The sequence below is a fragment of the Citrobacter sp. Cc139 genome (genome assembly GCF_030334645.1).
Lineage (GTDB): Bacteria > Pseudomonadota > Gammaproteobacteria > Enterobacterales > Enterobacteriaceae > Citrobacter > Citrobacter werkmanii.
This window is the reverse complement of record NZ_JAOWDM010000091.1, coordinates 141,417-163,689: the sequence shown is the minus strand read 5'-3', so window position 1 is coordinate 163,689 and position 22,273 is coordinate 141,417. Positions and strand designations below refer to the sequence as shown.

General features: G+C 54.3%; 20 protein-coding genes. 17 read left to right on the top strand and 3 right to left on the bottom strand.

From position 1 onward, the window contains the following. The 8 genes from nuoG to nuoN all read left to right on the top strand — a co-directional run bounded on the left by nuoG (window position 1) and on the right by nuoN (window position 10,183). On the top strand, window positions 1–2,727 hold the full coding sequence (nuoG, locus tag OGV69_RS18855) for an NADH-quinone oxidoreductase subunit NuoG (protein ID WP_069323633.1): 2,727 nt from the start codon (window positions 1–3) through the stop codon (window positions 2,725–2,727). After that, window positions 2,724–3,701, top strand: a complete 978-nt coding sequence (gene nuoH, locus OGV69_RS18850; RefSeq protein ID WP_003028063.1) for an NADH-quinone oxidoreductase subunit NuoH — start codon at window positions 2,724–2,726, stop codon at window positions 3,699–3,701. The genes nuoG and nuoH overlap by 4 nt, the downstream gene beginning before the upstream one ends. 14 nt (window positions 3,702–3,715) lie before the next feature. Further along, window positions 3,716–4,258 (top strand): NADH-quinone oxidoreductase subunit NuoI, encoded by a 543-nt coding sequence (gene nuoI, locus OGV69_RS18845; RefSeq protein WP_003028062.1) that lies wholly within the window; start codon window positions 3,716–3,718, stop codon window positions 4,256–4,258. A gap of 11 nt (window positions 4,259–4,269) precedes the next feature. Further along, the gene (gene nuoJ, locus OGV69_RS18840) at window positions 4,270–4,824 is read left to right on the top strand and encodes an NADH-quinone oxidoreductase subunit J (RefSeq protein WP_003028059.1); all 555 of its coding nucleotides are present in this window, start codon (window positions 4,270–4,272) and stop codon (window positions 4,822–4,824) included. Beyond that, entirely contained in the window at window positions 4,821–5,123 is a 303-nt protein-coding gene (gene nuoK / locus OGV69_RS18835) for an NADH-quinone oxidoreductase subunit NuoK (protein WP_006683663.1), read from the top strand. Before nuoJ ends, nuoK begins: the two co-directional genes overlap by 4 nt. Further along, window positions 5,120–6,961 carry an NADH-quinone oxidoreductase subunit L gene (nuoL, locus tag OGV69_RS18830; protein WP_069323385.1) on the top strand — a complete coding sequence of 614 codons (1,842 nt, stop codon included), beginning with the start codon at window positions 5,120–5,122 and terminating at the stop codon, window positions 6,959–6,961. The genes nuoK and nuoL overlap by 4 nt, the downstream gene beginning before the upstream one ends. A 228-nt stretch (window positions 6,962–7,189) precedes the next feature. After that, complete coding sequence (gene nuoM / locus OGV69_RS18825) at window positions 7,190–8,719, top strand: NADH-quinone oxidoreductase subunit M (RefSeq protein WP_003027692.1); 1,530 nt, start codon at window positions 7,190–7,192, stop codon at window positions 8,717–8,719. Between the two features lie 6 nt (window positions 8,720–8,725). Next, window positions 8,726–10,183: an NADH-quinone oxidoreductase subunit NuoN gene (nuoN, locus tag OGV69_RS18820; protein ID WP_038642295.1), complete on the top strand. Its 1,458-nt coding sequence runs from the start codon at window positions 8,726–8,728 to the stop codon at window positions 10,181–10,183. Between the two features lie 55 nt (window positions 10,184–10,238). Here the strand turns inward: nuoN and OGV69_RS18815 are convergent, their stop codons facing one another. The 3 genes from OGV69_RS18815 to rbn all read right to left on the bottom strand — a co-directional run bounded on the left by OGV69_RS18815 (window position 10,239) and on the right by rbn (window position 13,855). Further along, entirely contained in the window at window positions 10,239–11,675 is a 1,437-nt protein-coding gene (locus tag OGV69_RS18815) for a hypothetical protein (protein ID WP_069323386.1), read from the bottom strand. A 193-nt stretch (window positions 11,676–11,868) separates the two neighbouring features. Further along, window positions 11,869–12,873 carry a chemotaxis protein gene (locus OGV69_RS18810; protein ID WP_038642291.1) on the bottom strand — a complete coding sequence of 335 codons (1,005 nt, stop codon included), beginning with the start codon at window positions 12,871–12,873 and terminating at the stop codon, window positions 11,869–11,871. A gap of 64 nt (window positions 12,874–12,937) precedes the next feature. Then, entirely contained in the window at window positions 12,938–13,855 is a 918-nt protein-coding gene (rbn, locus tag OGV69_RS18805) for a ribonuclease BN (RefSeq protein WP_069323387.1), read from the bottom strand. A 67-nt stretch (window positions 13,856–13,922) separates the two neighbouring features. Here rbn and OGV69_RS18800 point away from each other — a divergent pair, with 67 nt between their 5' ends. The 9 genes from OGV69_RS18800 to pmrD all read left to right on the top strand — a co-directional run bounded on the left by OGV69_RS18800 (window position 13,923) and on the right by pmrD (window position 22,271). Further along, window positions 13,923–14,384 (top strand): GNAT family N-acetyltransferase, encoded by a 462-nt coding sequence (locus OGV69_RS18800; RefSeq protein WP_038642287.1) that lies wholly within the window; start codon window positions 13,923–13,925, stop codon window positions 14,382–14,384. Window positions 14,385–14,447: 63 nt separating this feature from the next. Then, window positions 14,448–14,753 (top strand): stress response protein ElaB, encoded by a 306-nt coding sequence (gene elaB / locus OGV69_RS18795; RefSeq protein WP_006683669.1) that lies wholly within the window; start codon window positions 14,448–14,450, stop codon window positions 14,751–14,753. Window positions 14,754–14,857: 104 nt separating this feature from the next. Beyond that, on the top strand, window positions 14,858–16,156 hold the full coding sequence (menF, locus tag OGV69_RS18790; RefSeq protein ID WP_069323388.1) for an isochorismate synthase MenF: 1,299 nt from the start codon (window positions 14,858–14,860) through the stop codon (window positions 16,154–16,156). An 87-nt stretch (window positions 16,157–16,243) separates the two neighbouring features. After that, complete coding sequence (menD, locus tag OGV69_RS18785; protein WP_069323389.1) at window positions 16,244–17,914, top strand: 2-succinyl-5-enolpyruvyl-6-hydroxy-3-cyclohexene-1-carboxylic-acid synthase; 1,671 nt, start codon at window positions 16,244–16,246, stop codon at window positions 17,912–17,914. After that, window positions 17,911–18,669 (top strand): 2-succinyl-6-hydroxy-2,4-cyclohexadiene-1-carboxylate synthase, encoded by a 759-nt coding sequence (menH, locus tag OGV69_RS18780; protein ID WP_038642280.1) that lies wholly within the window; start codon window positions 17,911–17,913, stop codon window positions 18,667–18,669. Before menD ends, menH begins: the two co-directional genes overlap by 4 nt. 14 nt (window positions 18,670–18,683) lie before the next feature. Further along, a complete protein-coding gene (menB, locus tag OGV69_RS18775; protein ID WP_038642278.1) occupies window positions 18,684–19,541 on the top strand; it encodes a 1,4-dihydroxy-2-naphthoyl-CoA synthase in 858 nt (285 codons plus the stop codon). Further along, on the top strand, window positions 19,541–20,503 hold the full coding sequence (gene menC / locus OGV69_RS18770) for an o-succinylbenzoate synthase (RefSeq protein ID WP_038642276.1): 963 nt from the start codon (window positions 19,541–19,543) through the stop codon (window positions 20,501–20,503). The genes menB and menC overlap by 1 nt, the downstream gene beginning before the upstream one ends. Beyond that, complete coding sequence (menE, locus tag OGV69_RS18765; protein ID WP_069323390.1) at window positions 20,500–21,912, top strand: o-succinylbenzoate--CoA ligase; 1,413 nt, start codon at window positions 20,500–20,502, stop codon at window positions 21,910–21,912. Before menC ends, menE begins: the two co-directional genes overlap by 4 nt. 95 nt (window positions 21,913–22,007) lie before the next feature. After that, window positions 22,008–22,271 (top strand): signal transduction protein PmrD, encoded by a 264-nt coding sequence (pmrD, locus tag OGV69_RS18760; protein WP_038642272.1) that lies wholly within the window; start codon window positions 22,008–22,010, stop codon window positions 22,269–22,271. The last annotated feature ends 2 nt before the right edge of the window (window positions 22,272–22,273 follow it).

Sequence of the window (22,273 nt, the reverse complement as noted above, 5' to 3'; positions counted from 1 at the left end):
ATGGCTACGATTCATGTAGACGGCAAAGAATATGAGGTCAACGGAGCGGACAACCTGCTGGAAGCTTGTCTGTCTCTCGGCCTTGATATTCCGTACTTTTGCTGGCACCCGGCGCTGGGCAGCGTCGGTGCTTGCCGCCAGTGTGCGGTGAAGCAATATCAAAACGCGGAAGATACGCGTGGTCGCCTGGTGATGTCTTGTATGACACCAGCCACCGAAGGCACCTTTATTTCTATTGATGACGAAGAAGCGAAACAGTTCCGCGAAAGCGTTGTGGAGTGGTTGATGACCAACCACCCGCACGACTGTCCGGTCTGCGAAGAGGGCGGTAACTGCCACCTGCAGGATATGACCGTCATGACCGGTCATAGCTTCCGTCGCTATCGCTTCACGAAGCGTACGCACCGCAACCAGGATCTGGGGCCGTTCATCTCTCACGAAATGAACCGCTGTATCGCCTGCTATCGCTGCGTACGTTACTACAAAGATTACGCCGATGGCGCGGATCTGGGCGTGTATGGCGCGCATGACAACGTCTACTTCGGTCGCCCGGAAGACGGTACGCTGGAAAGCGAATTCTCCGGTAACCTGGTCGAGATTTGCCCGACCGGCGTGTTCACCGATAAAACGCACTCCGAGCGCTACAACCGTAAGTGGGACATGCAGTTTGCGCCGAGCATCTGCCAGCAGTGTTCCATTGGCTGTAACACCAGCCCGGGCGAGCGCTATGGTGAACTGCGTCGTATCGAAAACCGTTACAACGGTACCGTTAACCACTACTTCCTCTGCGACCGTGGTCGTTTTGGCTATGGTTACGTGAACCTGAAAGACCGTCCGCGTCAGCCGGTACAGCGTCGTGGCGATGATCTGATCACGCTCAACGCCGAACAGGCGATGCAGGGCGCGGCAGATATTCTGCGCCAGTCGAAGAAAGTGATTGGTATCGGCTCCCCGCGTGCCAGCGTTGAAAGCAACTTCGCGCTGCGTGAACTGGTCGGCGCGGATAACTTCTATACCGGTATCGCCCAGGGTGAGCAGGAACGTCTGCAACTGGCGCTGAGCGTGCTGCGTGACGGCGGTATTCATACCCCGGCGCTGCGCGAAATCGAATCCTACGATGCGGTGCTGGTGCTGGGCGAAGATGTCACCCAGACCGGCGCGCGCGTTGCGCTGGCGGTGCGTCAGGCAGTGAAAGGTAAAGCACGCGAAATGGCGGCGGCGCAGAAAGTGGCCGACTGGCAGATTGCGGCAATCCTTAACATCGGACAGCGCGCTAAGCACCCGCTGTTTGTGACTAACGTCGATAATACCCGTCTGGATGATATCGCTGCATGGACCTACCGTGCGCCGGTTGAAGATCAGGCGCGTTTAGGTTTCGCTATCGCCCACGCGCTGGATAACAACGCCCCGGCGGTTGACGGTATCGATCGTGACCTGCAGAACAAAATTGACGTGATCGTTCAGGCATTAGCCGGAGCGAAGAAACCACTGATTATTTCCGGCACCAACGCCGGTAGCGCCGAAGTAATTCAGGCTGCTGCCAACGTGGCGAAGGCGCTGAAAGGTCGTGGCGCTGACGTCGGCATTACCATGATTGCGCGCTCTGTTAACAGCATGGGCCTGGGTATGATTGGCGGTGGTTCTCTTGACGATGCGCTGACCGAGCTGGAAACAGGTCGTGCTGACGCCGTTGTGGTGCTGGAAAATGACCTGCATCGCCATGCTTCAGCAACGCGTGTTAATGCCGCGCTGGCGAAAGCGCCGCTGGTACTGGTTGTTGACCATCAGCGTACAGCAATTATGGAAAACGCCCATCTGGTGCTTTCCGCCGCGAGCTTTGCCGAAAGCGATGGGACGGTGATTAACAACGAAGGCCGCGCGCAGCGCTTCTTCCAGGTCTATGACCCTTCCTACTACGACAGCAACACCGTGATGCTGGAAAGCTGGCGCTGGCTGCACTCGCTGCACAGCACCATGCAGAGCCGTGAAGTGGACTGGACGCAGCTCGACCATGTTATCGACGCGGTTGTTGAGAAGCTGCCGCAATTGGCTGGGATCAAAGATGCCGCGCCGGATGCAAGCTTCCGTATCCGTGGACAGAAACTGGCGCGTGAGCCGCACCGCTACAGCGGTCGTACCGCGATGCGGGCTAACATCAGCGTCCATGAACCTCGTCAGCCGCAGGATAAAGACACCATGTTCGCCTTCTCGATGGAAGGGAACAACCAGCCGTCTGCGCCGCGTTCACAAATTCCGTTTGCCTGGGCTCCGGGCTGGAACTCCCCACAGGCGTGGAACAAGTTCCAGGATGAAGTGGGCGGTAAACTGCGTCATGGCGATCCGGGCGTGCGTCTGATTGAAGCCTCTGCGGGCGGTATGGATTACTTCACTACCGTTCCGGCGAGCTTCGAAGCTCAGGATGGTCAGTGGCGTATCGCGCCGTACTACCATCTGTTTGGTAGCGATGAATTGTCCCAGCGTGCGCCGGTCTTCCAGACCCGTATGCCGCAGCCGTACATCAAACTTAACCCGGCAGACGCCGCGAAGTTGGGTGTTAATGCCGGTACCCGTGTTTCTTTCAGCTACGATGGCAATACGGTCACGCTGCCGGTTGAAATCGCTGAAGGATTAACGGCAGGGCAGGTTGGTTTACCGATGGGTATGCCTGGCATCGCGCCGGTTCTGGCAGGCGCGCGTCTTGAGGATCTGCAGGAGGCACAACAATGAGTTGGATTACACCCGATCTGATTGAGATCCTGCTGAGCATTCTCAAAGCGGTGGTGATTCTGCTGGTGGTGGTCACCTGCGGGGCATTCATGAGCTTTGGCGAACGTCGTCTGCTGGGTCTGTTCCAGAACCGTTACGGGCCGAACCGTGTTGGCTGGGGCGGTTCGCTCCAGCTAGTTGCGGACATGATCAAGATGTTCTTTAAAGAAGACTGGATCCCGAAATTCTCGGATCGCGTCATCTTTACCCTGGCGCCGATGATCGCCTTTACCTCGCTGCTGCTGGCTTTCGCCATCGTGCCGGTGAGCCCAAACTGGGTTGTTGCTGACCTGAACATCGGCATCCTGTTCTTCCTGATGATGGCAGGTCTCGCGGTATACGCGGTACTGTTCGCTGGTTGGTCGAGCAACAACAAATACTCGCTGCTGGGGGCGATGCGTGCTTCTGCGCAGACGCTGAGCTACGAAGTGTTCCTCGGACTGTCCCTGATGGGCGTGGTGGCGCAAGCCGGTTCATTCAACATGACCGACATCGTCAATAACCAGGCTGATATCTGGAACGTTATTCCGCAGTTCTTTGGTTTTGTCACCTTTGCCATCGCGGGCGTGGCGGTATGTCACCGTCACCCGTTTGACCAGCCAGAAGCCGAACAGGAACTGGCCGACGGTTACCACATTGAATATTCCGGTATGAAATTCGGTCTGTTCTTCGTGGGCGAGTACATCGGTATCGTCACCATTTCTGCACTGATGGTTACCCTGTTCTTCGGTGGCTGGCATGGCCCGTTCTTACCGCCATTCGTCTGGTTCGCGCTGAAAACCGCGTTCTTCATGATGATGTTCATTTTGATTCGTGCGTCGTTACCGCGTCCTCGTTATGACCAGGTAATGTCCTTCGGCTGGAAAGTCTGTCTGCCGCTGACGCTCGTCAACTTGTTGGTAACGGCGGCTGTCATTCTGTGGCAGGCGCAATAAGGGACACAAAGACCATGACCTTAAAAGAATTGTTCGTAGGTTTCGGCACCCAGGTACGCAGTATCTGGATGATCGGCCTGCATGCGTTCGCGAAACGCGAAACGCAGATGTACCCGGAAGAGCCGGTCTATCTCCCGCCCCGTTTTCGTGGTCGTATCGTTTTGACCCGCGACCCGGACGGTGAAGAGCGCTGCGTTGCCTGTAACCTGTGCGCGGTAGCATGTCCGGTAGGCTGTATCTCTCTGCAAAAAGCAGAGACCAAAGACGGCCGCTGGTATCCGGAGTTTTTCCGCATTAACTTCTCACGCTGCATTTTCTGCGGCCTGTGCGAAGAAGCCTGTCCGACAACGGCTATTCAGCTGACTCCAGATTTCGAGCTGGGTGAGTACAAGCGCCAGGACCTGGTTTACGAGAAAGAGGATCTGCTGATCTCCGGTCCGGGCAAATACCCGGAATATAACTTCTACCGGATGGCAGGTATGGCAATCGACGGCAAAGATAAGGGCGAAGCAGAGAACGAAGCCAAGCCTATCGACGTCAAGAGCCTGTTACCGTAAGGAGAGGGGCAATGGAGTTCGCTTTTTATATCTGTGGCCTGATAGCCATTCTCGCAACCTTGCGGGTGATCACCCACACCAATCCGGTACACGCACTGCTGTATCTGATTATTTCGCTGCTGGCGATTTCCGGGGTGTTCTTCTCGTTAGGCGCTTACTTCGCCGGTGCGCTGGAAATTATCGTCTACGCGGGCGCCATCATGGTGCTGTTCGTGTTCGTGGTAATGATGCTCAACCTCGGTGGTTCTGAAATTGAACAGGAACGCCAATGGCTGAAACCGCAGGTGTGGATTGGTCCGGCGATTCTGTCGGCCATCATGCTGGTGGTGATTGTGTACGCCATTCTTGGCGTTAACGATCAGGGCATCGACGGTACGCCAATTAGCGCGAAAGCGGTCGGTATTTCCCTGTTCGGACCGTATGTACTGGCGGTCGAACTGGCTTCGATGCTGCTGCTGGCGGGCCTGGTTGTGGCCTTCCACGTGGGTCGCGAAGAGCGTTCAGGTGAAGTACTGAGCAATCGCACCGATGACCGTGCGAAAAGAAAAACGGAGGAGCACGCATGATCCCCTTACAACATGGACTGATCCTCGCGGCTGTCTTATTCGTGCTGGGCTTAACCGGTCTGGTTATCCGCCGCAATCTGCTGTTTATGCTGATTGGGTTGGAAATCATGATTAACGCCTCCGCGCTGGCCTTTGTGGTCGCCGGAAGCTACTGGGGCCAGACCGATGGTCAGGTGATGTACATTCTCGCCATCAGCCTCGCGGCTGCGGAAGCGAGCATTGGACTTGCGCTGTTGCTGCAACTTCATCGCCGTCGCCAGAACCTGAACATCGATTCAGTAAGTGAGATGCGTGGATGAACATGCTTGCCTTAACCATTATTCTGCCATTTATTGGCTTTGTATTACTGGCGTTCTCTCGCGGTCGTTGGTCAGAAAATCTGTCCGCTACCGTGGGCGTTGGCTCTATTGGCCTGGCTGCGCTGGTGACGGCGTTTGTTGGCGTTGACTTCTTTGCTAATGGTCAACAAGCCTACAGTCAGCCGCTGTGGACGTGGATGTCTGTCGGTGACTTCAACATCGGCTTTAACCTGGTGCTGGATGGTCTGTCGCTGACTATGCTCAGCGTGGTGACCGGCGTCGGTTTCCTGATCCACATGTTCGCCTCCTGGTATATGCGTGGAGAAGAGGGCTACTCTCGTTTCTTCGCTTACACCAACCTGTTTATCGCCAGCATGGTGGTTCTGGTACTGGCGGATAACCTGCTGCTGATGTATCTCGGTTGGGAAGGCGTGGGCCTGTGTTCCTATCTGCTGATCGGCTTCTACTACAGCGATCCGAAGAATGGCGCTGCGGCAATGAAAGCCTTCGTGGTGACCCGTGTCGGTGACGTGTTCCTCGCCTTCGCGCTGTTCATCCTCTACAACGAGCTGGGCACGCTGAACTTCCGCGAAATGGTCGAACTGGCGCCTGCGCACTTTGCCGACGGCAACAACATGCTGATGTGGGCGACCCTGATGCTGCTGGGTGGTGCGGTAGGTAAATCCGCGCAGCTGCCGTTGCAGACCTGGCTTGCTGACGCGATGGCCGGCCCGACGCCTGTCTCCGCGCTGATCCACGCCGCGACGATGGTTACCGCTGGTGTCTACCTGATTGCACGTACCCATGGTCTGTTCCTGATGACCCCGGAAATCCTGCATCTGGTGGGGATTATCGGTGCGATCACGTTGGTGCTGGCAGGTTTTGCCGCGCTGGTACAGACCGACATCAAACGCGTTCTCGCATACTCCACCATGAGCCAGATTGGCTACATGTTCCTGGCGCTCGGCGTTCAGGCATGGGATGCGGCGATTTTCCACTTGATGACTCACGCCTTCTTTAAAGCGCTGCTGTTCCTGGCGTCCGGCTCGGTTATCCTGGCCTGTCATCACGAACAGAACATCTTCAAGATGGGCGGCCTGCGTAAATCTATTCCGCTGGTGTATCTCTGCTTCCTGGTGGGCGGCGCGGCGCTGTCGGCTCTGCCGCTGATTACCGCGGGCTTCTTCAGTAAGGATGAGATTCTGGCCGGTGCGATGGCGAACGGTCATATCAATCTGATGGTTGCAGGACTGGTCGGTGCGTTCATGACCTCGCTGTACACCTTCCGTATGATTTTCATCGTATTCCACGGTAAAGAACAAATTCATGCTCACGCCGGGAAGGGGATTACCCATCATCTGCCGCTGATTGTGCTGATGATCTTGTCCACATTTGTTGGTGCGCTGATCGTACCGCCGCTGCAGGGAGTACTGCCTGCAACGACCGAACTTGAGCATGGTCGCGTCATGACGCTGGAAATTACCTCTGGTATCGTCGCGATTGCGGGCATCCTGATCGCAGCATGGCTGTGGCTGGGTAAACGTACGCTTGTGACGTCGATTGCCAACAGTGCGCCAGGCCGTCTGCTGGGTACCTGGTGGTATAACGCCTGGGGCTTTGACTGGTTGTACGACAAAGTATTTGTTAAGCCGTTCCTGGGCATTGCCTGGCTGCTGAAACGCGACCCGCTGAACTCAATGATGAACATTCCGGCTGTCCTTTCCCGTTTTGCAGGTAAAGGCCTGCTGTTAAGCGAGAACGGTTATCTGCGCTGGTATGTGGCATCGATGAGCATTGGCGCCGTCGTTGTGCTGGCACTGTTGATGGTACTGCGTTGAGTTTGAGGGTTGGTATTGTGCCCGACACAACAAACCCAAAGAGAATTTTTAAAATTCGTTGAAAATCAGGTCCAAAAGGACAGGCGTTATCGGCGAAGTCAGAGTGGACACCGCCTGCGCACAGCAACCGGAGCGTACTGAAGTACGTGAGGGTTGCGAGCACAGCCGGGGTTCGCTATGACGAGTGAGATAGCCTGAACGGGACTTAAACAAGGAACAAAGATCACCATGTTATTACCTTGGTTGATATTAATCCCTTTCATCGGTGGCTTCCTGTGCTGGCAGACCGAACGCTTTGGCGTGAAGGTGCCGCGCTGGATCGCGCTGATTACCATGGGACTGACGCTGGCGCTTGGCCTGCAACTGTGGTTGCAGGGCGGCTATTCACTGACGCAATCTGCGGGTATTCCGCAGTGGCAGTCTGAGTTTGTCCTGCCGTGGATCCCACGTTTTGGCATCTCTATCCATTTAGCAATCGACGGCTTGTCGCTGCTGATGGTAGTGCTGACCGGTCTGCTCGGCGTTCTGGCGGTCCTTTGCTCCTGGAATGAAATCGAAAAATACCAGGGCTTCTTCCACCTGAACCTGATGTGGATCTTAGGCGGCGTGATCGGCGTGTTCCTGGCCATCGACATGTTCCTGTTCTTCTTCTTCTGGGAAATGATGCTGGTGCCGATGTACTTCCTGATCGCGCTGTGGGGGCATAAAGCCTCTGACGGGAAAACGCGTATCACGGCGGCGACCAAGTTCTTCATTTATACCCAGGCGAGTGGTCTGGTGATGTTGATTGCCATCCTGGCGCTGGTGTTTGTGCACTACAAAGCGACCGGCGTGTGGACCTTCAACTATGAAGAGCTGCTGAATACCCCGATGTCTCATGGCGTGGAATACCTGCTGATGCTGGGCTTCTTCATCGCCTTTGCGGTGAAAATGCCAGTGGTTCCGCTGCATGGCTGGTTGCCGGACGCGCACTCCCAGGCTCCGACCGCAGGTTCCGTTGACCTGGCGGGGATCTTGCTGAAAACCGCAGCCTACGGTCTGCTGCGTTTCTCTCTGCCGCTGTTCCCGAACGCGTCGGCGGAGTTTGCGCCTATCGCCATGTGGCTTGGCGTAATTGGTATCTTCTACGGCGCGTGGATGGCCTTTAATCAGTACGACATCAAACGTCTGATTGCCTATACCTCCGTATCCCACATGGGCTTCGTGCTGATTGCTATCTACACCGGCAGCCAACTGGCCTACCAGGGCGCGGTAATTCAGATGATTGCGCACGGTCTGTCCGCAGCCGGTCTGTTCATCCTGTGTGGTCAGCTGTACGAACGTCTGCACACGCGTGACATGCGTATGATGGGTGGTCTGTGGGGCAAAATGAAATGGTTGCCTGCGCTGTCCATGTTCTTCGCAGTCTGTACGCTGGGTATGCCGGGTACAGGTAACTTCGTTGGCGAATTTATGATTCTGTTCGGCAGCTACCAGGTGGTTCCGGTTATTACCGTGATCTCGACCTTTGGTCTGGTGTTTGCCTCTGTATACTCGCTGGCGATGCTGCATCGCGCTTACTTTGGTAAGGCGAAGAGCCAGATTGCCAGTGTAGAACTGCCAGGGATGTCGCTGCGTGAGCTGTTTATCATCCTGTTGCTGGTCGTGCTTCTGGTACTGCTTGGCTTCTATCCGCAGCCGATTCTGGATACCTCGCATTCTGCGATGAGCAACATCCAGCAGTGGTTTGTTAATTCCGTTACTACTACAAGGCCGTAAATCGCCATGACAATAACTCCACAACACCTGATTGCGCTGCTACCGCTGCTGATCGTCGGCTTGACGGTGGTGGTTGTGATGCTCTCCATTGCGTGGCGACGCAATCACTTCCTCAATGCCACGCTGTCGGTCATTGGGCTTAACGCCGCGTTGGTTTCGCTCTGGTTTGTTGGCCAGGCGGGCGCCATGGACGTCACCCCGCTGATGCGGGTTGACGGTTTCGCCATGCTCTATACCGGGCTGGTGCTGCTGGCGAGTCTTGCCACCTGTACCTTTGCTTACCCGTGGCTGGAAGGTTACGACGACAACCGGGAAGAGTTCTACCTGCTGGTGCTGATTGCTGCACTCGGCGGTATTCTGCTGGCAAATGCTAACCATCTGGCGGCGCTGTTCCTCGGTATCGAACTGATTTCTCTGCCGCTGTTTGGTCTGGTTGGCTATGCGTTCCGTCAGAAACGTTCTCTGGAAGCCAGTATCAAATACACCATTCTGTCTGCCGCAGCGTCTTCCTTCCTGCTGTTCGGTATGGCGCTGGTGTACGCGCAGTCTGGCAACCTGTCGTTTGTTGCGCTCGGTAAGAGCCTTGGCGACGGCATGCTGCACGAACCGCTGCTGCTGGCGGGCTTCGGTCTGATGATTGTTGGCCTCGGCTTTAAACTCTCGCTGGTTCCGTTCCACCTGTGGACGCCAGACGTATACCAGGGCGCTCCGGCTCCGGTTTCCACCTTCCTGGCGACGGCGAGCAAAATCGCTATCTTCGGCGTAGTGATGCGTCTGTTCCTGTATGCGCCGGTTGGCGACAGCGAAGCGGTACGTACCGTGCTGGGCGTGATCGCCTTTGCTTCCATCATCTTCGGTAACCTGATGGCGCTGAGCCAGACCAACATCAAGCGTCTGCTCGGTTACTCCTCCATCTCTCACCTCGGCTATCTGCTGGTGGCGTTGATTGCCCTGCAGAGCGGCGAGATGTCGATGGAAGCGGTTGGCGTTTACCTGGCCGGTTACCTGTTCAGCAGCCTCGGCGCGTTCGGTGTGGTCAGCCTGATGTCCAGCCCGTACCGTGGCCCGGATGCAGATTCTCTGTTCTCCTACCGTGGTCTGTTCTGGCATCGCCCGATCCTCGCGGCAGTGATGACGGTAATGATGCTGTCTCTGGCGGGTATCCCGATGACGCTGGGCTTTATCGGTAAGTTCTACGTGTTGGCGGTCGGTGTGCAGGCTAACCTGTGGTGGCTGGTTGCTGCCGTGGTGGTCGGTTCCGCGATTGGTTTGTACTACTACCTGCGTGTTGCCGTGAGCTTGTACCTGAGCGCGCCGCAACAACTGAACCGCGATGCGCCGTCTAACTGGCAGTACAGCGCGGGTGGGATCGTGGTGCTGATTTCTGCTCTGTTGGTGCTGGTGCTGGGTATCTGGCCGCAACCGCTGATCAGCATTGTACAGTTAGCGGCACCGCTGATGTAATACATCATGCTGTAAACAAAAAAGAGTCTGGGCAATGTCCAGACTCTTTTTTTATCTATATAGTGATGCCATAGGCCTGAAGTTTCTGTATAAATTTAATCGCACCCTTAAAGTTTAAGTGGTCGCCATCCTGAAAGTCGTGACGAGTAAAGTCCGGGTCACCACTCATATCGATAAGTACAATATTTTCCTTATTTAATGTGATTTGTTGATAAAATGAAAAAGCCTCATTGACCATTTCTTTATTAATGTTTTCTATATATTTCTGCGGCTGAGGGGGAAATACTATATACATAGCGTATTTATTCTTCTCAGCATTGTGGACCATTTTCTCAATATTACGAGAATTCGAACTCAATGATTCCTTATGACGAAAAAGTTTGGAATGATTGCTGCCACGCTGTATGCTGAGTTTATCCATTTCTTCTTCGCACATTGAACTTTCATTTCTTTGCTCATCAATTGCCATATGAAAGTCAAAGTTGAGATATTTATGGTTAACAATGTCTGTTATTGCGGCTATCAACTTTGCTTCAGATATAAATAAACTTAACAGGTTTTTTTCAATGCTACTGCTAATTGACGCTGGTTGGTATATCTCATCATGATTGCTGGTGAAAATTTCTTCATCATATTGAATGTATGTGATATTGTTTTTTTTGGCGAAAAATTTAAGCTCCTTAAATACGCCACTGTTAAAGCTGCCTTTACTTCTGGCCAATTCATGGTGTAAATCAAAAAAACTCGTGATATGAATATGGTTTTTTAACTTGCCACTCTGAGACAGATGTTCAGTGATAGCCAGGGCAAAGGCAGTATCACCACTTTTAACGGACATATTGGCTGTACAGGTAGTCAATTGTGTTGGTACACCCCACCAGGCATATGACGACCCGGTAACGACATTATCAATAATCTGTGTATTGTATTTTTTGTATTCATGTTCCAGATACATGGCATATTTTTTGTTAGTCCCACAGGTCACACGTAGAGGACTATAGTAGATGTAAGAGAAGACATTCGCGCAGTCGAATTTTCTTCTTAAAATATGGCTTCCTTCATCATCATAGATGAGAATTTTAGTTGCATTATCGGGTGACGGATGATTGATGGACTGGATACAGTGTTCAACGTCTGCGGTGATGTCCAGATGTACAAGTTGTGACTGAAAACAATCCGCGATAATGGTACTAAAACTGAGATAATGACTATGGGTGCCATAAAAGAAAATCTTATATTGCGCGGAGCGCAGGAGCGTCATCCAGTATTCTGAAATTATAGGAAGAATAATGTCTACGTCTTTTTCAGTGATATCTCTTGTCGTGAGCGGTATGAGGTTATTGATTAAGGTGACAGATTGTTCATTCTCCTCTATATGTTGCTGGCCTGCGATTAAAGTATTCTTGATATTGTCGATGTCTAAATTAAGTTTGTATTTGGCCAGGGATTTTGCATGTTTTTGGAGATCTTTTATGAAACGGTGTTTATCCACGTCACTGCCTGCTTAGAAATGTGAAAATCATGTAGGATAATTGTTGAGGCTATTTTTTGACTCAACGGCTGATATCTAAAAGCGGCAATTTTTAATGATAATTAAAGGGAGGGGATGGTAAGGAGATTATTTTTGTGGGGGAACGACTCCCTTACTCGTTGGAGAACCGCAGAGTAAGGGGGCTGGTTGGGCGTCAGGCCGAAAGCTGACGGCTCACCAGTGGACCGCTAATGTCTTTCGCTGCGCGCTCCATGACTTCCTGAATCACAGAAGAGAGCTCATTGACCTCAAATTTTGCCACATAACCATCAGCTTTAACCCGGCGAACGTGATCTTCATTGGCGCTACCGGAAAGCGAGGAGTGGATAACGACCGGGATTTTCTTCAGGCGTTCATCGGTCTTGATTTTACGGGTAAGCGTAAAACCGTCCATCTCCGGCATTTCCAGGTCGGTGAGCACCAGGGCTATCTTCTCAGTGATTGGCTTGCCTTCCGCCTGCGCTTCTGCGGAAAGCTGCTGGATTTTTTCCCACGCATCCTTACCTGTCACATGCATCTGATGCGGGATTTCCATGGCGTTAAGCCCTTTCTCCAGCATTGCGCGCGCGACTTTCGAATCTTCTGCCACAATCGCCACCGCACCCGGCGTGATGTTGAATTTACTGGTTTTCAGGTCTGTCGCGCGTAAATCGTGATTGGACGGTACGATGTCGTAAAGAATTTGTTCAACATCAAGTACCAGCGCCAGGTTGTTGGTCTCTTTGTCGTCATCCAGGCAGGCGATACTGGTGATGTAGCGACCGTTGACGGCTTTCTCGGCGGTATGTACCTGTTGCCAGTCCAGACGCATAATGTTTTCCACTGACTCCACCGCAAACGCCTGTACGCTGCGGGCGTATTCCGTAATGAGCAGGATGTTGAGCCCGGTCTCTGGTTTACAGCCCGCCACCGCCGGCAGGTCAATCACCGGGATCACTTGATCGCGAATATTCACCATACCTAACAGCGGAGCTTTCATTCCCGCCGGACGCGTAAACGTCGGCATCGGCACGATTTCACGCAGTTTGAATACGTTGATGCCAAACAGCTCTGATTTCTGCTCCTCGATGGATTTGCCGAGGCGAAACAGCAGCAGTTCAAAACGGTTAGACAGGGTTAGATTGGTCCTGTCATCAATATCTTTCTGGAAATTGTTCATCCTGTCCTCAGTGTGAAAGCCAGCCTTTTCTCTGTTATCGGCACTGAGGCGAAAAAATAGAGCGTTAAACGGTGAAAATGGCGAAATCGTGAGCCAGTTCTGTTGCCGGGAATAGCGTTCTGCACTCTTCGAGTAATCGCTGACAGCCTTTTTCATCGTAGCGTGAGCTAACATGGGTCATGATCAAGCGTCCGACACCCGCTTTAAGCGCCAGTTGCGCGGCTTGTCGGGTTGAACTGTGTCCACGGCTATTGGCCTTCTCCTCCATTGACGCGTCCAGTGTAGTTTCATGCACCATCACATCTACGCCATTTGCCAGTTCGAAGGCACTTGCGCAAGGGCCTGTATCGCCGAAAATCGCCACGGATTTTCCCTTGGTGCCCGGGGCAAGAAAGTCGGCACCGTTAATTACGCGACCATCTTCCAGGACGATGGTTTTCCCGGCTTTCAGCTCCTGGAACCACGGACCGGATTTAACACCAGCCGCCTTCAGCGCACTGGCGTTTAGCGCACCTGGTTTGTCGTGTTCTTCAATGCGAAAACCATAGCATTCCAGCGGATGTTCCAGTGGATATGCCGTTACCTTACGTAGGCCGTCATCGACGATTTCACCCGCGGTGATTTCCACAATATCCAGAGGATAGTCAGTCCATGAACCGCTCAGACGCAAAGCGGTTTCGGTAAATTCCCGTAATCCTTTTGGGCCGTAAAGCGTCAGTGGCTTGACGTTCCCGGCCATCGAACGACTACACAGCAATCCAGGTAAACCAAACAGGTGGTCGCCATGCAGGTGGCTGATAAAGATACGGTCGAGTTTTCCCGGATTGAACGGTGTGGCGAGCATTTGATGCTGTGTTCCTTCGCCACAATCGAAAAGCCACAGCCCCGGCTGAGTCGGGTGTTGCAGATTCAGTAAAATTGCCGTTACATTGCGTGAGCGGGTAGGAACTCCCGCTGACGTGCCTAAAAATAATAATTCCATCTTTGCGTTACACTTTTCGCCATCGCTAAGGCAGGGTGTTCAGGTTATCACAACAAAGGGGCAGACAATGATTCACTGGCAAGATCTCCACCATGCAAAGCTGAGTACACAAGAACTGTATGCCATTCTTCAGCTTCGCTGCGCGGTATTTGTTGTTGAACAACAGTGTCCATATCAGGATGTAGATGGCGACGATCTGGTTGGCGAAAATCGGCACATTCTGGGCTGGCACAATGATGAGCTGGTGGCGTATGCGAGGATTCTGAAAAGCGATGACGATCTGGAGCCGGTGGTCATTGGCCGGGTGATAGTCAGCGAAGCGCTACGCGGCGCAAAACTGGGACAACAGTTGATGACCCAGACGCTGGCATCCTGTGCGCAACACTGGCCGCACAAGGCGCTGTATCTGGGCGCGCAGGCGCATCTGCAACCGTTTTATGCGCGCTTTGGTTTTATGCCGGTGACGGATATTTATGACGAAGACGGGATTCCACACATCGGAATGGCGCGAGAAGCACATCAGGCTTAAACAGGCGCAAACGGTCCAGGTTGTCTATAGTTAGCGGATACGTCAATAGAAAGGGAGAATACAATGTCTTTTCAATCTTATGAATCACGTATCGATGATGATCTGGAACTCTTGAGCGAAACGCTGGAAGAGGTGTTGCGTTCTTCCGGCGATCCGGCCGATCAAAAATATCTTGAGTTAAAAGCGCGGGCGGAGCGGGCGTTAGAAGAGGTGAGAAATCGCGTCAGCCATGCTTCTGACAATTATTATTTCCGCGCGAAAAAGGCCGTTTGCCGGGCGGATGACTATGTGCATGAAAAACCCTGGCGCGGAATTGGCGTTGGCGCCACGGTCGGTTTAGTGATGGGATTATTGTTAGCGCGGCGATAAATTCCGCTCCGTCATCGCATTTGTTCGTACTCCCTAACTCGGGGTACTGCTTTTTCTGTTCAGTACCCCGTATAATGAGAGGTTTTTAACAGGGAGAGGTCCGCGTGCAATCAATCACTACTGCGCTGGAAGGTCTGATGCGTCATTTGTCGCAAGAGATACCGGCAGCACCTGGAATTCGTATTTACGACATACCTTTCCCTCTGAACGATGCGTTTGACGCTTTAGGATGGCTGGCCAGTCAACCCGTCTGGCCCCAGTTTTACTGGCAGCAGCGTAACGGCGACGAAGAAGCCGCTGTGCTGGGGGCTGTCGCCACGTTTTCCTCGCTGGCATCTGCTCAGCAGTTTTTACGTCAGCACGACAATCAACCTGACCTGCGTATCTGGGGCCTCAATGCGTTCGAGCCTCGGCACGGCAATTTGTTGTTACCGCGACTGGAATGGCGACGCTGCGCCGGAGTGGCGAGCTTACGGTTACACCTTTACAGTGATGTTTCGCTGCGTGAAGACGCCGCACGCGCGGTTGAATTTATTTCCACGCTGGCCAATGTTAAACCATTGCCCGCGCTGCGTTTGAGTTTGACGGGAGAACAGCACTGGCCTGATAAAGCCGGTTGGATAGATCTGATAAAGCTTGCCACGCACACCATCAATGGCGAAGAACTCGACAAAGTTGTGCTGGCGCGAGCGACAGATTTACAGTTTTCACAGTCGGTGAATGCCGCTGCGGTGATGGCTTCCAGCCGTCGCCTGAACCTTAACTGCTACCATTTCTTTATGGCATTCTCTGCCGACTCCGCTTTTCTTGGCTCTTCCCCTGAACGTTTGTATCGGCGGCGCGGCGCGGCGCTGCGCACCGAAGCGCTGGCCGGAACCGTTGCCAATCACGCCGAGGATCATCGCGCCTGGCAGTTAGGCGACTGGTTGATGAAAGATGATAAAAACCAGCGCGAGAATATGCTGGTGGTCGAGGATATTTGCCAGCGGCTGCAAGGCTGTACGCAAACCCTTGATGTGCTCCCCCCGCAGGTGCTCAGACTGCGTAAGGTGCAGCATCTACGCCGTTGTATCTGGACGGAACTGAATCAGGCCGACGATACGCTCTGCCTGATGCAACTCCAGCCTACGGCGGCAGTTGCAGGCATTCCGCGTGAGCTGGCGCGCGAATTCATCCGGCAAAATGAACCCTTTGAGCGCGAGTGGTATGCCGGTTCTGCGGGGTATCTTTCTCTGCGCCAAAGTGAATTCTGCGTGTCATTACGTTCGGCGAAAATTAACGCCAACGTGGTCCGCCTGTATGCCGGCGCGGGAATCGTGCGTGGTTCAGATCCTGAGCAAGAATGGCAAGAAATAGACAATAAAGCGGCAGGGTTACGCACCTTATTACAGATGGAAGGATAGTGATTTCGTGTATATTTCCGATTCATATCAAAAATCCATTTATTCGATTCTCTATACTGTGTCGCAATATTGATACCGGACAATCTCATGTCAGTAAGCGCATTTAACCGACGCTGGGCGGCGGTCATACTGGAAGCACTCACTCGCCACGGCGTCAGGCATATCTGCATTGCCCCTGGCTCTCGTTCTACACCGTTGACGCTGGCAGCAGCGGAAAATCCTGCTTTTATCCACCATACCCATTTTGATGAGCGTGGTCTTGGACATCTGGCTTTAGGTCTGGCAAAAGTGAGTCGCCAGCCAGTCGCCGTGATTGTCACGTCCGGTACGGCGGTGGCGAACCTGTATCCCGCATTGATTGAAGCGGGCCTGACCGGTGAAAAACTGATTTTACTCACGGCTGACCGACCGCCGGAACTTATCGACTGTGGCGCTAATCAGGCGATTCGTCAGGCCGGCATGTTTGCTTCTCATCCGTCGCAAACGCTCTCTTTACCGCGCCCGACGCAGGACATTCCGGCGAGCTGGCTGGTGTCCACCATTGATAATGCCCTGGCCGCGCTGCATAGCGGGGCGGTTCATATTAATTGCCCCTTTGCGGAACCGCTGTATGGCGACATGGACGAAACGGGTATTGCCTGGCAGCAACGCCTCGGCGACTGGTGGCAGGACGACAAGCCCTGGCTACGTGAAGCGCGTCGGCTGGAAAGCGACAAACAACGTGACTGGTTTTTCTGGCGACAAAAGCGCGGCGTCGTCATCGCGGGTCGTATGAGCGCGGAAGAGGGCAAGAAAGTTGCGCAATGGGCGCAGATGCTCGGTTGGCCGCTGATTGGCGATGTCTTGTCGCAAACCGGACAACCCCTGCCGTGTGCTGACCTGTGGTTGGGGAATGCGAAGGCGGTGACTGAGTTACAGCAGGCGCAGATAGTGGTGCAGCTTGGCAGTAGCCTGACCGGAAAACGACTCCTGCAATGGCAGGCCAGCTGCGATCCGCAGGAATACTGGATTGTCGATAATATCGAAGGTCGCCTCGATCCGGCGCATCATCGTGGGCGCAGGCTGGTGGCGAAGGTGGGTAACTGGCTGGATCTACACCCGGCGGAAAAACGCCAACCCTGGTGCGTGGAAATCCCGCGCCTGGCGCAACTGGCATGGCAGGCGGTGGAAGCCCGTCGCGACGTGTTTGGTGAAGCGCAATTAGCCCATCGTATTCACGAATATCTGCCCGAACAAGGGCAACTGTTCGTGGGTAACAGTTTGGTCGTGCGCCTGATTGATGCGCTGTCGCAGCTTCCGGCTGGTTTTCCAGTTTATAGCAACCGCGGCGCGAGCGGCATTGACGGTCTGCTGTCAACGGCGGCGGGCGTACAGCGCGCCAGCGCAAAATCAACGTTGGCTATCGTCGGTGATTTATCTGCACTGTATGACCTCAATGCGCTGGCGTTATTGCGTCAGGTTTCCGCGCCGTTTGTCCTGATAGTGGTCAATAATAACGGTGGGCAGATATTTTCCCTGCTGCCGACGCCGGCAAGTGAACGTGAACGGTTCTATCTGATGCCGCAGAACGTGCACTTTGAGCATGCCGCGGCCATGTTTAACCTCAAATATCAGCGCCCAGAAAACTGGGAGCAACTGGAGAGCGCGTTGACAAATGCCTGGCGTACTCCTGCGGCAACGGTTATTGAGCTGGTGGTGAACGAAACTGACGGGGCGCAAACCCTGCAGCAACTGCTGGCGCAGGTAAGCCATCTATGATCCTGCACGCCCAGGCGAGCGTTAGCCAGAGTGGATCACCTTGGCTGGTTTTCCTGCACGGGTTCTCCGGCGACTGTCGGGAATGGCAGACGGTCGGCGAAGCGTTTCAGGATTATTCGCGGCTGTATATCGACCTGCCGGGACACGGCGGTTCCGCCGACATCAAGGTGAGCGGGTTCAATGATGTTTGTATGCTATTGCGTAGCACTTTGCTTAGTTACAACATACTTAGCTACTGGCTGGTGGGATACTCTCTTGGCGGCAGAGTCGCGATGATGGCGGCCTGTCAGGAGATGCCCGGGCTTTGCGGTCTGGTCGTTGAGGGTGGACATCCTGGTTTGCAAAGCGAGGAGGCGCGCGTTCAACGTCGCCTTTCAGATGGCCGCTGGGCCGCGCGTTTTCGCGCTGAACCGCTGCGTGAGGTATTTAATGACTGGTATCAACAGCCGGTATTTTCCTCGCTGAATGCGGCGCAAAGAGAGGCGCTGGTCGATCTGCGTAGCCAGAATAACGGGCATACGCTGGCGGCGATGCTGGAGGCCACCTCGCTTGCCGTACAACCTGATTTACGTGCGCGACTCACTGCGCGCACATTTCCGTTTTATTATTTATGTGGTGAACGTGACGATAAATTCCGCGCGCTGGCGACGGAAATGTCAGTACCAAACCATGTGATTCGTAATGCCGGACACAACGCGCATCGGGACAACCCCGCTGGCGTGGTGGACTGTCTGGCTCAGATTCTGCGTCGCTGACTATAGGACATTTTATGATCTATCCTGATGAAACAATGCTTTACGCACCGGTAGAATGGCACGATTGCTCTGCAGGCTATACCGACATTCTCTACGAGAAATCCACCGACGGTATCGCCAAAATCACCATTAATCGTCCGCAGGTACGCAATGCTTTCCGTCCTGTTACCGTAAAAGAGATGATCCAGGCGCTGGCGGATGCCCGCTATGACGATAACATCGGCGTGATCATTTTGACCGGTGCGGGTGACAAAGCGTTCTGCTCAGGTGGCGATCAGAAAGTGCGTGGCGACTACGGCGGATATCAGGATGATTCCGGTGTGCATCACCTGAACGTGCTGGACTTCCAGCGTCAGATTCGTACCTGCCCGAAACCGGTCGTGGCGATGGTAGCAGGGTACTCCATTGGCGGCGGCCATGTGCTGCATATGATGTGTGACCTGACCATTGCGGCAGAAAACGCCATCTTTGGTCAGACCGGCCCGAAAGTGGGTTCCTTCGACGGCGGTTGGGGTGCCTCTTATATGGCCCGTATCGTTGGTCAGAAAAAAGCGCGTGAGATCTGGTTCCTGTGCCGTCAGTACGATGCGCAACAGGCGCTGGATATGGGCCTGGTCAACACCGTGGTTCCGCTGGCAGATCTGGAGAAAGAGACCGTACGCTGGTGCCGTGAGATGCTGCAAAACAGCCCGATGGCGCTGCGTTGCCTGAAAGCGGCGCTGAACGCCGACTGCGATGGGCAGGCAGGCCTGCAAGAGCTGGCCGGTAACGCCACCATGCTGTTCTACATGACGGAAGAAGGTCAGGAAGGCCGTAACGCCTTTAACCAGAAACGTCAGCCTGACTTCAGCAAATTCAAACGGAATCCGTAATGCGTAGCGCGCAGGTATACCGCTGGCAGATCCCCATGGACGCGGGGGTGATTCTGCGCGACAGGCGGTTAAAAACGCGTGATGGGTTGTATGTTTGTCTGCGTGACGGCGAGCGTGAAGGGTGGGGAGAGATCTCCCCGCTGCCAGGCTTTAGTCAGGAAAGCTGGGAAGAGGCGCAAACCGAGCTGCTGGCCTGGGTGAAAGGCTGGCTGCAAGGGGATGCTTCTTTACCACAACTGCCTTCTGTCGCTTTTGGCGCAAGCTGTGCGCTGGCCGAACTGGCAGACGCTCTGCCGGAGGCTGCAGACTATCGTGCTGCGCCTCTGTGTACGGGCGATCCTGACGATCTGGTGCTGCAACTGGCGGATATGCCGGGCGAAAAAGTCGCCAAGATCAAGGTTGGGCTGTATGAAGCGGTTCGCGACGGGATGGTAGCCAATCTGCTGCTGGAGGCGATTCCGGAGCTGCATCTGCGACTTGACGCCAACCGTGCCTGGACGCCGTTGAAAGCCCAACAGTTCGCGAAATACGTCAATCCTGAGTATCGTGGGCGCATCGCCTTCCTTGAAGAACCATGTAAAACGCGCGATGACTCACGCGCATTCGCGCGTGAAACCGGCATCGCTATCGCCTGGGACGAAAGTCTGCGCGAAGCGGATTTCACCTTTGAAGCCGAAGAGGGCGTCAAGGCTGTGGTTATCAAACCGACGCTGACCGGTAGTCTCGACAAAGTGCGTGAACAGGTTGCGGCAGCGCATGCGCTTGGTCTCACCGCCGTTATCAGTTCATCTATTGAGTCGAGTCTCGGCTTAACCCAACTGGCGAGAATTGCCGCCTGGCTGACGCCGCAGACCATTCCGGGTCTGGACACGCTGAGTCTGATGCAGTGCCAGCAGGTACGCGCCTGGCCGGGTAGCGCGTTGCCGTGTATTGCCGTTGATGCGCTGGAACGCCTGCTATGACCTCATGGGAAACGCCTGCTAGCGCGAGCTTAGCGGGCACTGACTGGCCCTGGCGCGACTGGCGACAGGTTCGTGCGCAGGCGCCAGCCCTGCGCCTCAACGATGAAGTATTAAGCTGGAGTGAGCTTTGCACGCGCGTCGATCATCTGGCCTGCGGGTTTGCCGCTCAGGGCGTGGAAGAGGGCGATGGCGTCCTGCTCCGCGCATGGAATCATCCGCGAGCCTTACTGGCCTGGCTCGCGCTGCTGCAATGTGGGGCGCGGGTTTTACCTGTGAACCCGCAGTTGCCACAGTTGTTGCTTGACGCGCTGGTTCCGGACTTAACGCTACGTTTTGCGTTGGATCTGGAGGCGGCTACCGCGTTCCCGGGGCTGAATCCGTTGCAGATGCAGGCGCTACCTGGCGCACATGCCGCCGCGTGGTTGCCTCAGCGCTTGAGCACAATGACGTTAACCTCAGGTTCCACCGGATTGCCAAAAGCGGCGGTTCACACCTGTCAGGCGCATCTGGCAAGTGCGCAGGGGGTGCTGTCATTAATGCCGTTTGGCGCTGAAGATGACTGGCTGCTTTCACTGCCGCTGTTTCATGTCTCCGGCCAGGGTATTTTATGGCGCTGGTTGTTTGCCGGAGCGCGAATGACCGTGCGCGACAAGCAGCCGCTGGAACAAATGCTGATCGGCTGCACCCATGCCTCGCTGGTCCCTACTCAGTTGTGGCGCTTGTTGGTCAATAAAACGCCGGTTACGCTCAAAGCGGTGCTGCTGGGCGGCGCGGCTATTCCTGTTGAGTTGACGGAGCAGGCGCGCGATCAGGGGATTCGCTGCTGGTGCGGTTATGGACTGACGGAATTCGCTTCCACCGTCTGTGCGAAAGAAGCGGATGCTCTGGCAGATGTCGGTTCAGCCTTAGCGGGCAGAGAAGTCAGAATCGTGGATGACGAAGTCTGGCTGCGTGCGGCCAGCATGGCGCAAGGCTACTGGCGCAACGGGCAGCTTACCCCTCTGGTTAACGCGGAAGGCTGGTTTGCCACCCGCGATCGTGGGGTGTTAAAGGACGGCAAGTTAACCATTATCGGTCGCATGGACAATCTGTTTTTTAGCGGCGGGGAAGGCATACAGCCAGAGGAAGTGGAACGCGTGATTGCAGCGCATCCGCAGGTTCTGCAGGCCTTTATTGTCCCGTTAGAAGATAAAGAGTTTGGTCATCGTCCGGTGGCGGTCGTTGAGTATGACACCGATGCTGGTGACGCCAATCTTGCAGAGTGGGTTCAGGATAAGCTGGCCCGTTTTCAGCAACCGGTTTGTTGGCTGACGTTGCCGCCCGAGCTCAAAGCCGGAGGGATTAAAATCTCTCGTCGCGCGTTGGCGGATTGGGTAAGTGCTTCATCATTAACATTAAGAAAACATTAATTACATTTCTCATTTTTGCCATTCCGTCGCTATTGTCGTTTTGTTTATCAGCTAAAGTGTAACCTGATGTGAAATTCATTAACAAAAGGTGCGCTATGGAATGGCATGTGAAGAAGTCTTGCTGCCATAAGAAAACAGGGAGGCTCTATATCGTACTTTGCGATAGCGGTGGATCACTTAAGATGCTTGCTGAGGCGCAATCTTCCGAACGGGTTAAGCCCGGCGATCTCCTTTCACCGCTGAAAGACGCCCAGTATTGTGTTAATCGTGATGCATCTCGCGTGATTAAAATAATCGATGCCAGACAGTACATATGTGACGAATGGGAGCGCCTGGTACGACTGTCGGCAGATAAATGAGC

Bases quoted from the DNA above. Each gene is read 5' to 3' on its own strand.
- rbn (WP_069323387.1), bottom strand. From the start codon at position 13,855: ATGGAATTATTATTTTTAGGCACGTCAGCGGGAGTTCCTACCCGCTCA.
- nuoJ (WP_003028059.1), top strand. From the start codon at position 4,270: ATGGAGTTCGCTTTTTATATCTGTGGCCTGATAGCCATTCTCGCAACC.
- nuoH (WP_003028063.1), top strand. From the start codon at position 2,724: ATGAGTTGGATTACACCCGATCTGATTGAGATCCTGCTGAGCATTCTC.
- elaB (WP_006683669.1), top strand. From the start codon at position 14,448: ATGTCTTTTCAATCTTATGAATCACGTATCGATGATGATCTGGAACTC.
- menE (WP_069323390.1), top strand. From the start codon at position 20,500: ATGACCTCATGGGAAACGCCTGCTAGCGCGAGCTTAGCGGGCACTGAC.
- menD (WP_069323389.1), top strand. From the start codon at position 16,244: ATGTCAGTAAGCGCATTTAACCGACGCTGGGCGGCGGTCATACTGGAA.
- nuoK (WP_006683663.1), top strand. From the start codon at position 4,821: ATGATCCCCTTACAACATGGACTGATCCTCGCGGCTGTCTTATTCGTG.
- OGV69_RS18810 (WP_038642291.1), bottom strand. From the start codon at position 12,873: ATGAACAATTTCCAGAAAGATATTGATGACAGGACCAATCTAACCCTG.
- nuoN (WP_038642295.1), top strand. From the start codon at position 8,726: ATGACAATAACTCCACAACACCTGATTGCGCTGCTACCGCTGCTGATC.
- menB (WP_038642278.1), top strand. From the start codon at position 18,684: ATGATCTATCCTGATGAAACAATGCTTTACGCACCGGTAGAATGGCAC.
- menH (WP_038642280.1), top strand. From the start codon at position 17,911: ATGATCCTGCACGCCCAGGCGAGCGTTAGCCAGAGTGGATCACCTTGG.
- nuoI (WP_003028062.1), top strand. From the start codon at position 3,716: ATGACCTTAAAAGAATTGTTCGTAGGTTTCGGCACCCAGGTACGCAGT.
- nuoL (WP_069323385.1), top strand. From the start codon at position 5,120: ATGAACATGCTTGCCTTAACCATTATTCTGCCATTTATTGGCTTTGTA.
- OGV69_RS18800 (WP_038642287.1), top strand. From the start codon at position 13,923: ATGATTCACTGGCAAGATCTCCACCATGCAAAGCTGAGTACACAAGAA.
- pmrD (WP_038642272.1), top strand. From the start codon at position 22,008: ATGGAATGGCATGTGAAGAAGTCTTGCTGCCATAAGAAAACAGGGAGG.
- menC (WP_038642276.1), top strand. From the start codon at position 19,541: ATGCGTAGCGCGCAGGTATACCGCTGGCAGATCCCCATGGACGCGGGG.
- nuoG (WP_069323633.1), top strand. From the start codon at position 1: ATGGCTACGATTCATGTAGACGGCAAAGAATATGAGGTCAACGGAGCG.
- nuoM (WP_003027692.1), top strand. From the start codon at position 7,190: ATGTTATTACCTTGGTTGATATTAATCCCTTTCATCGGTGGCTTCCTG.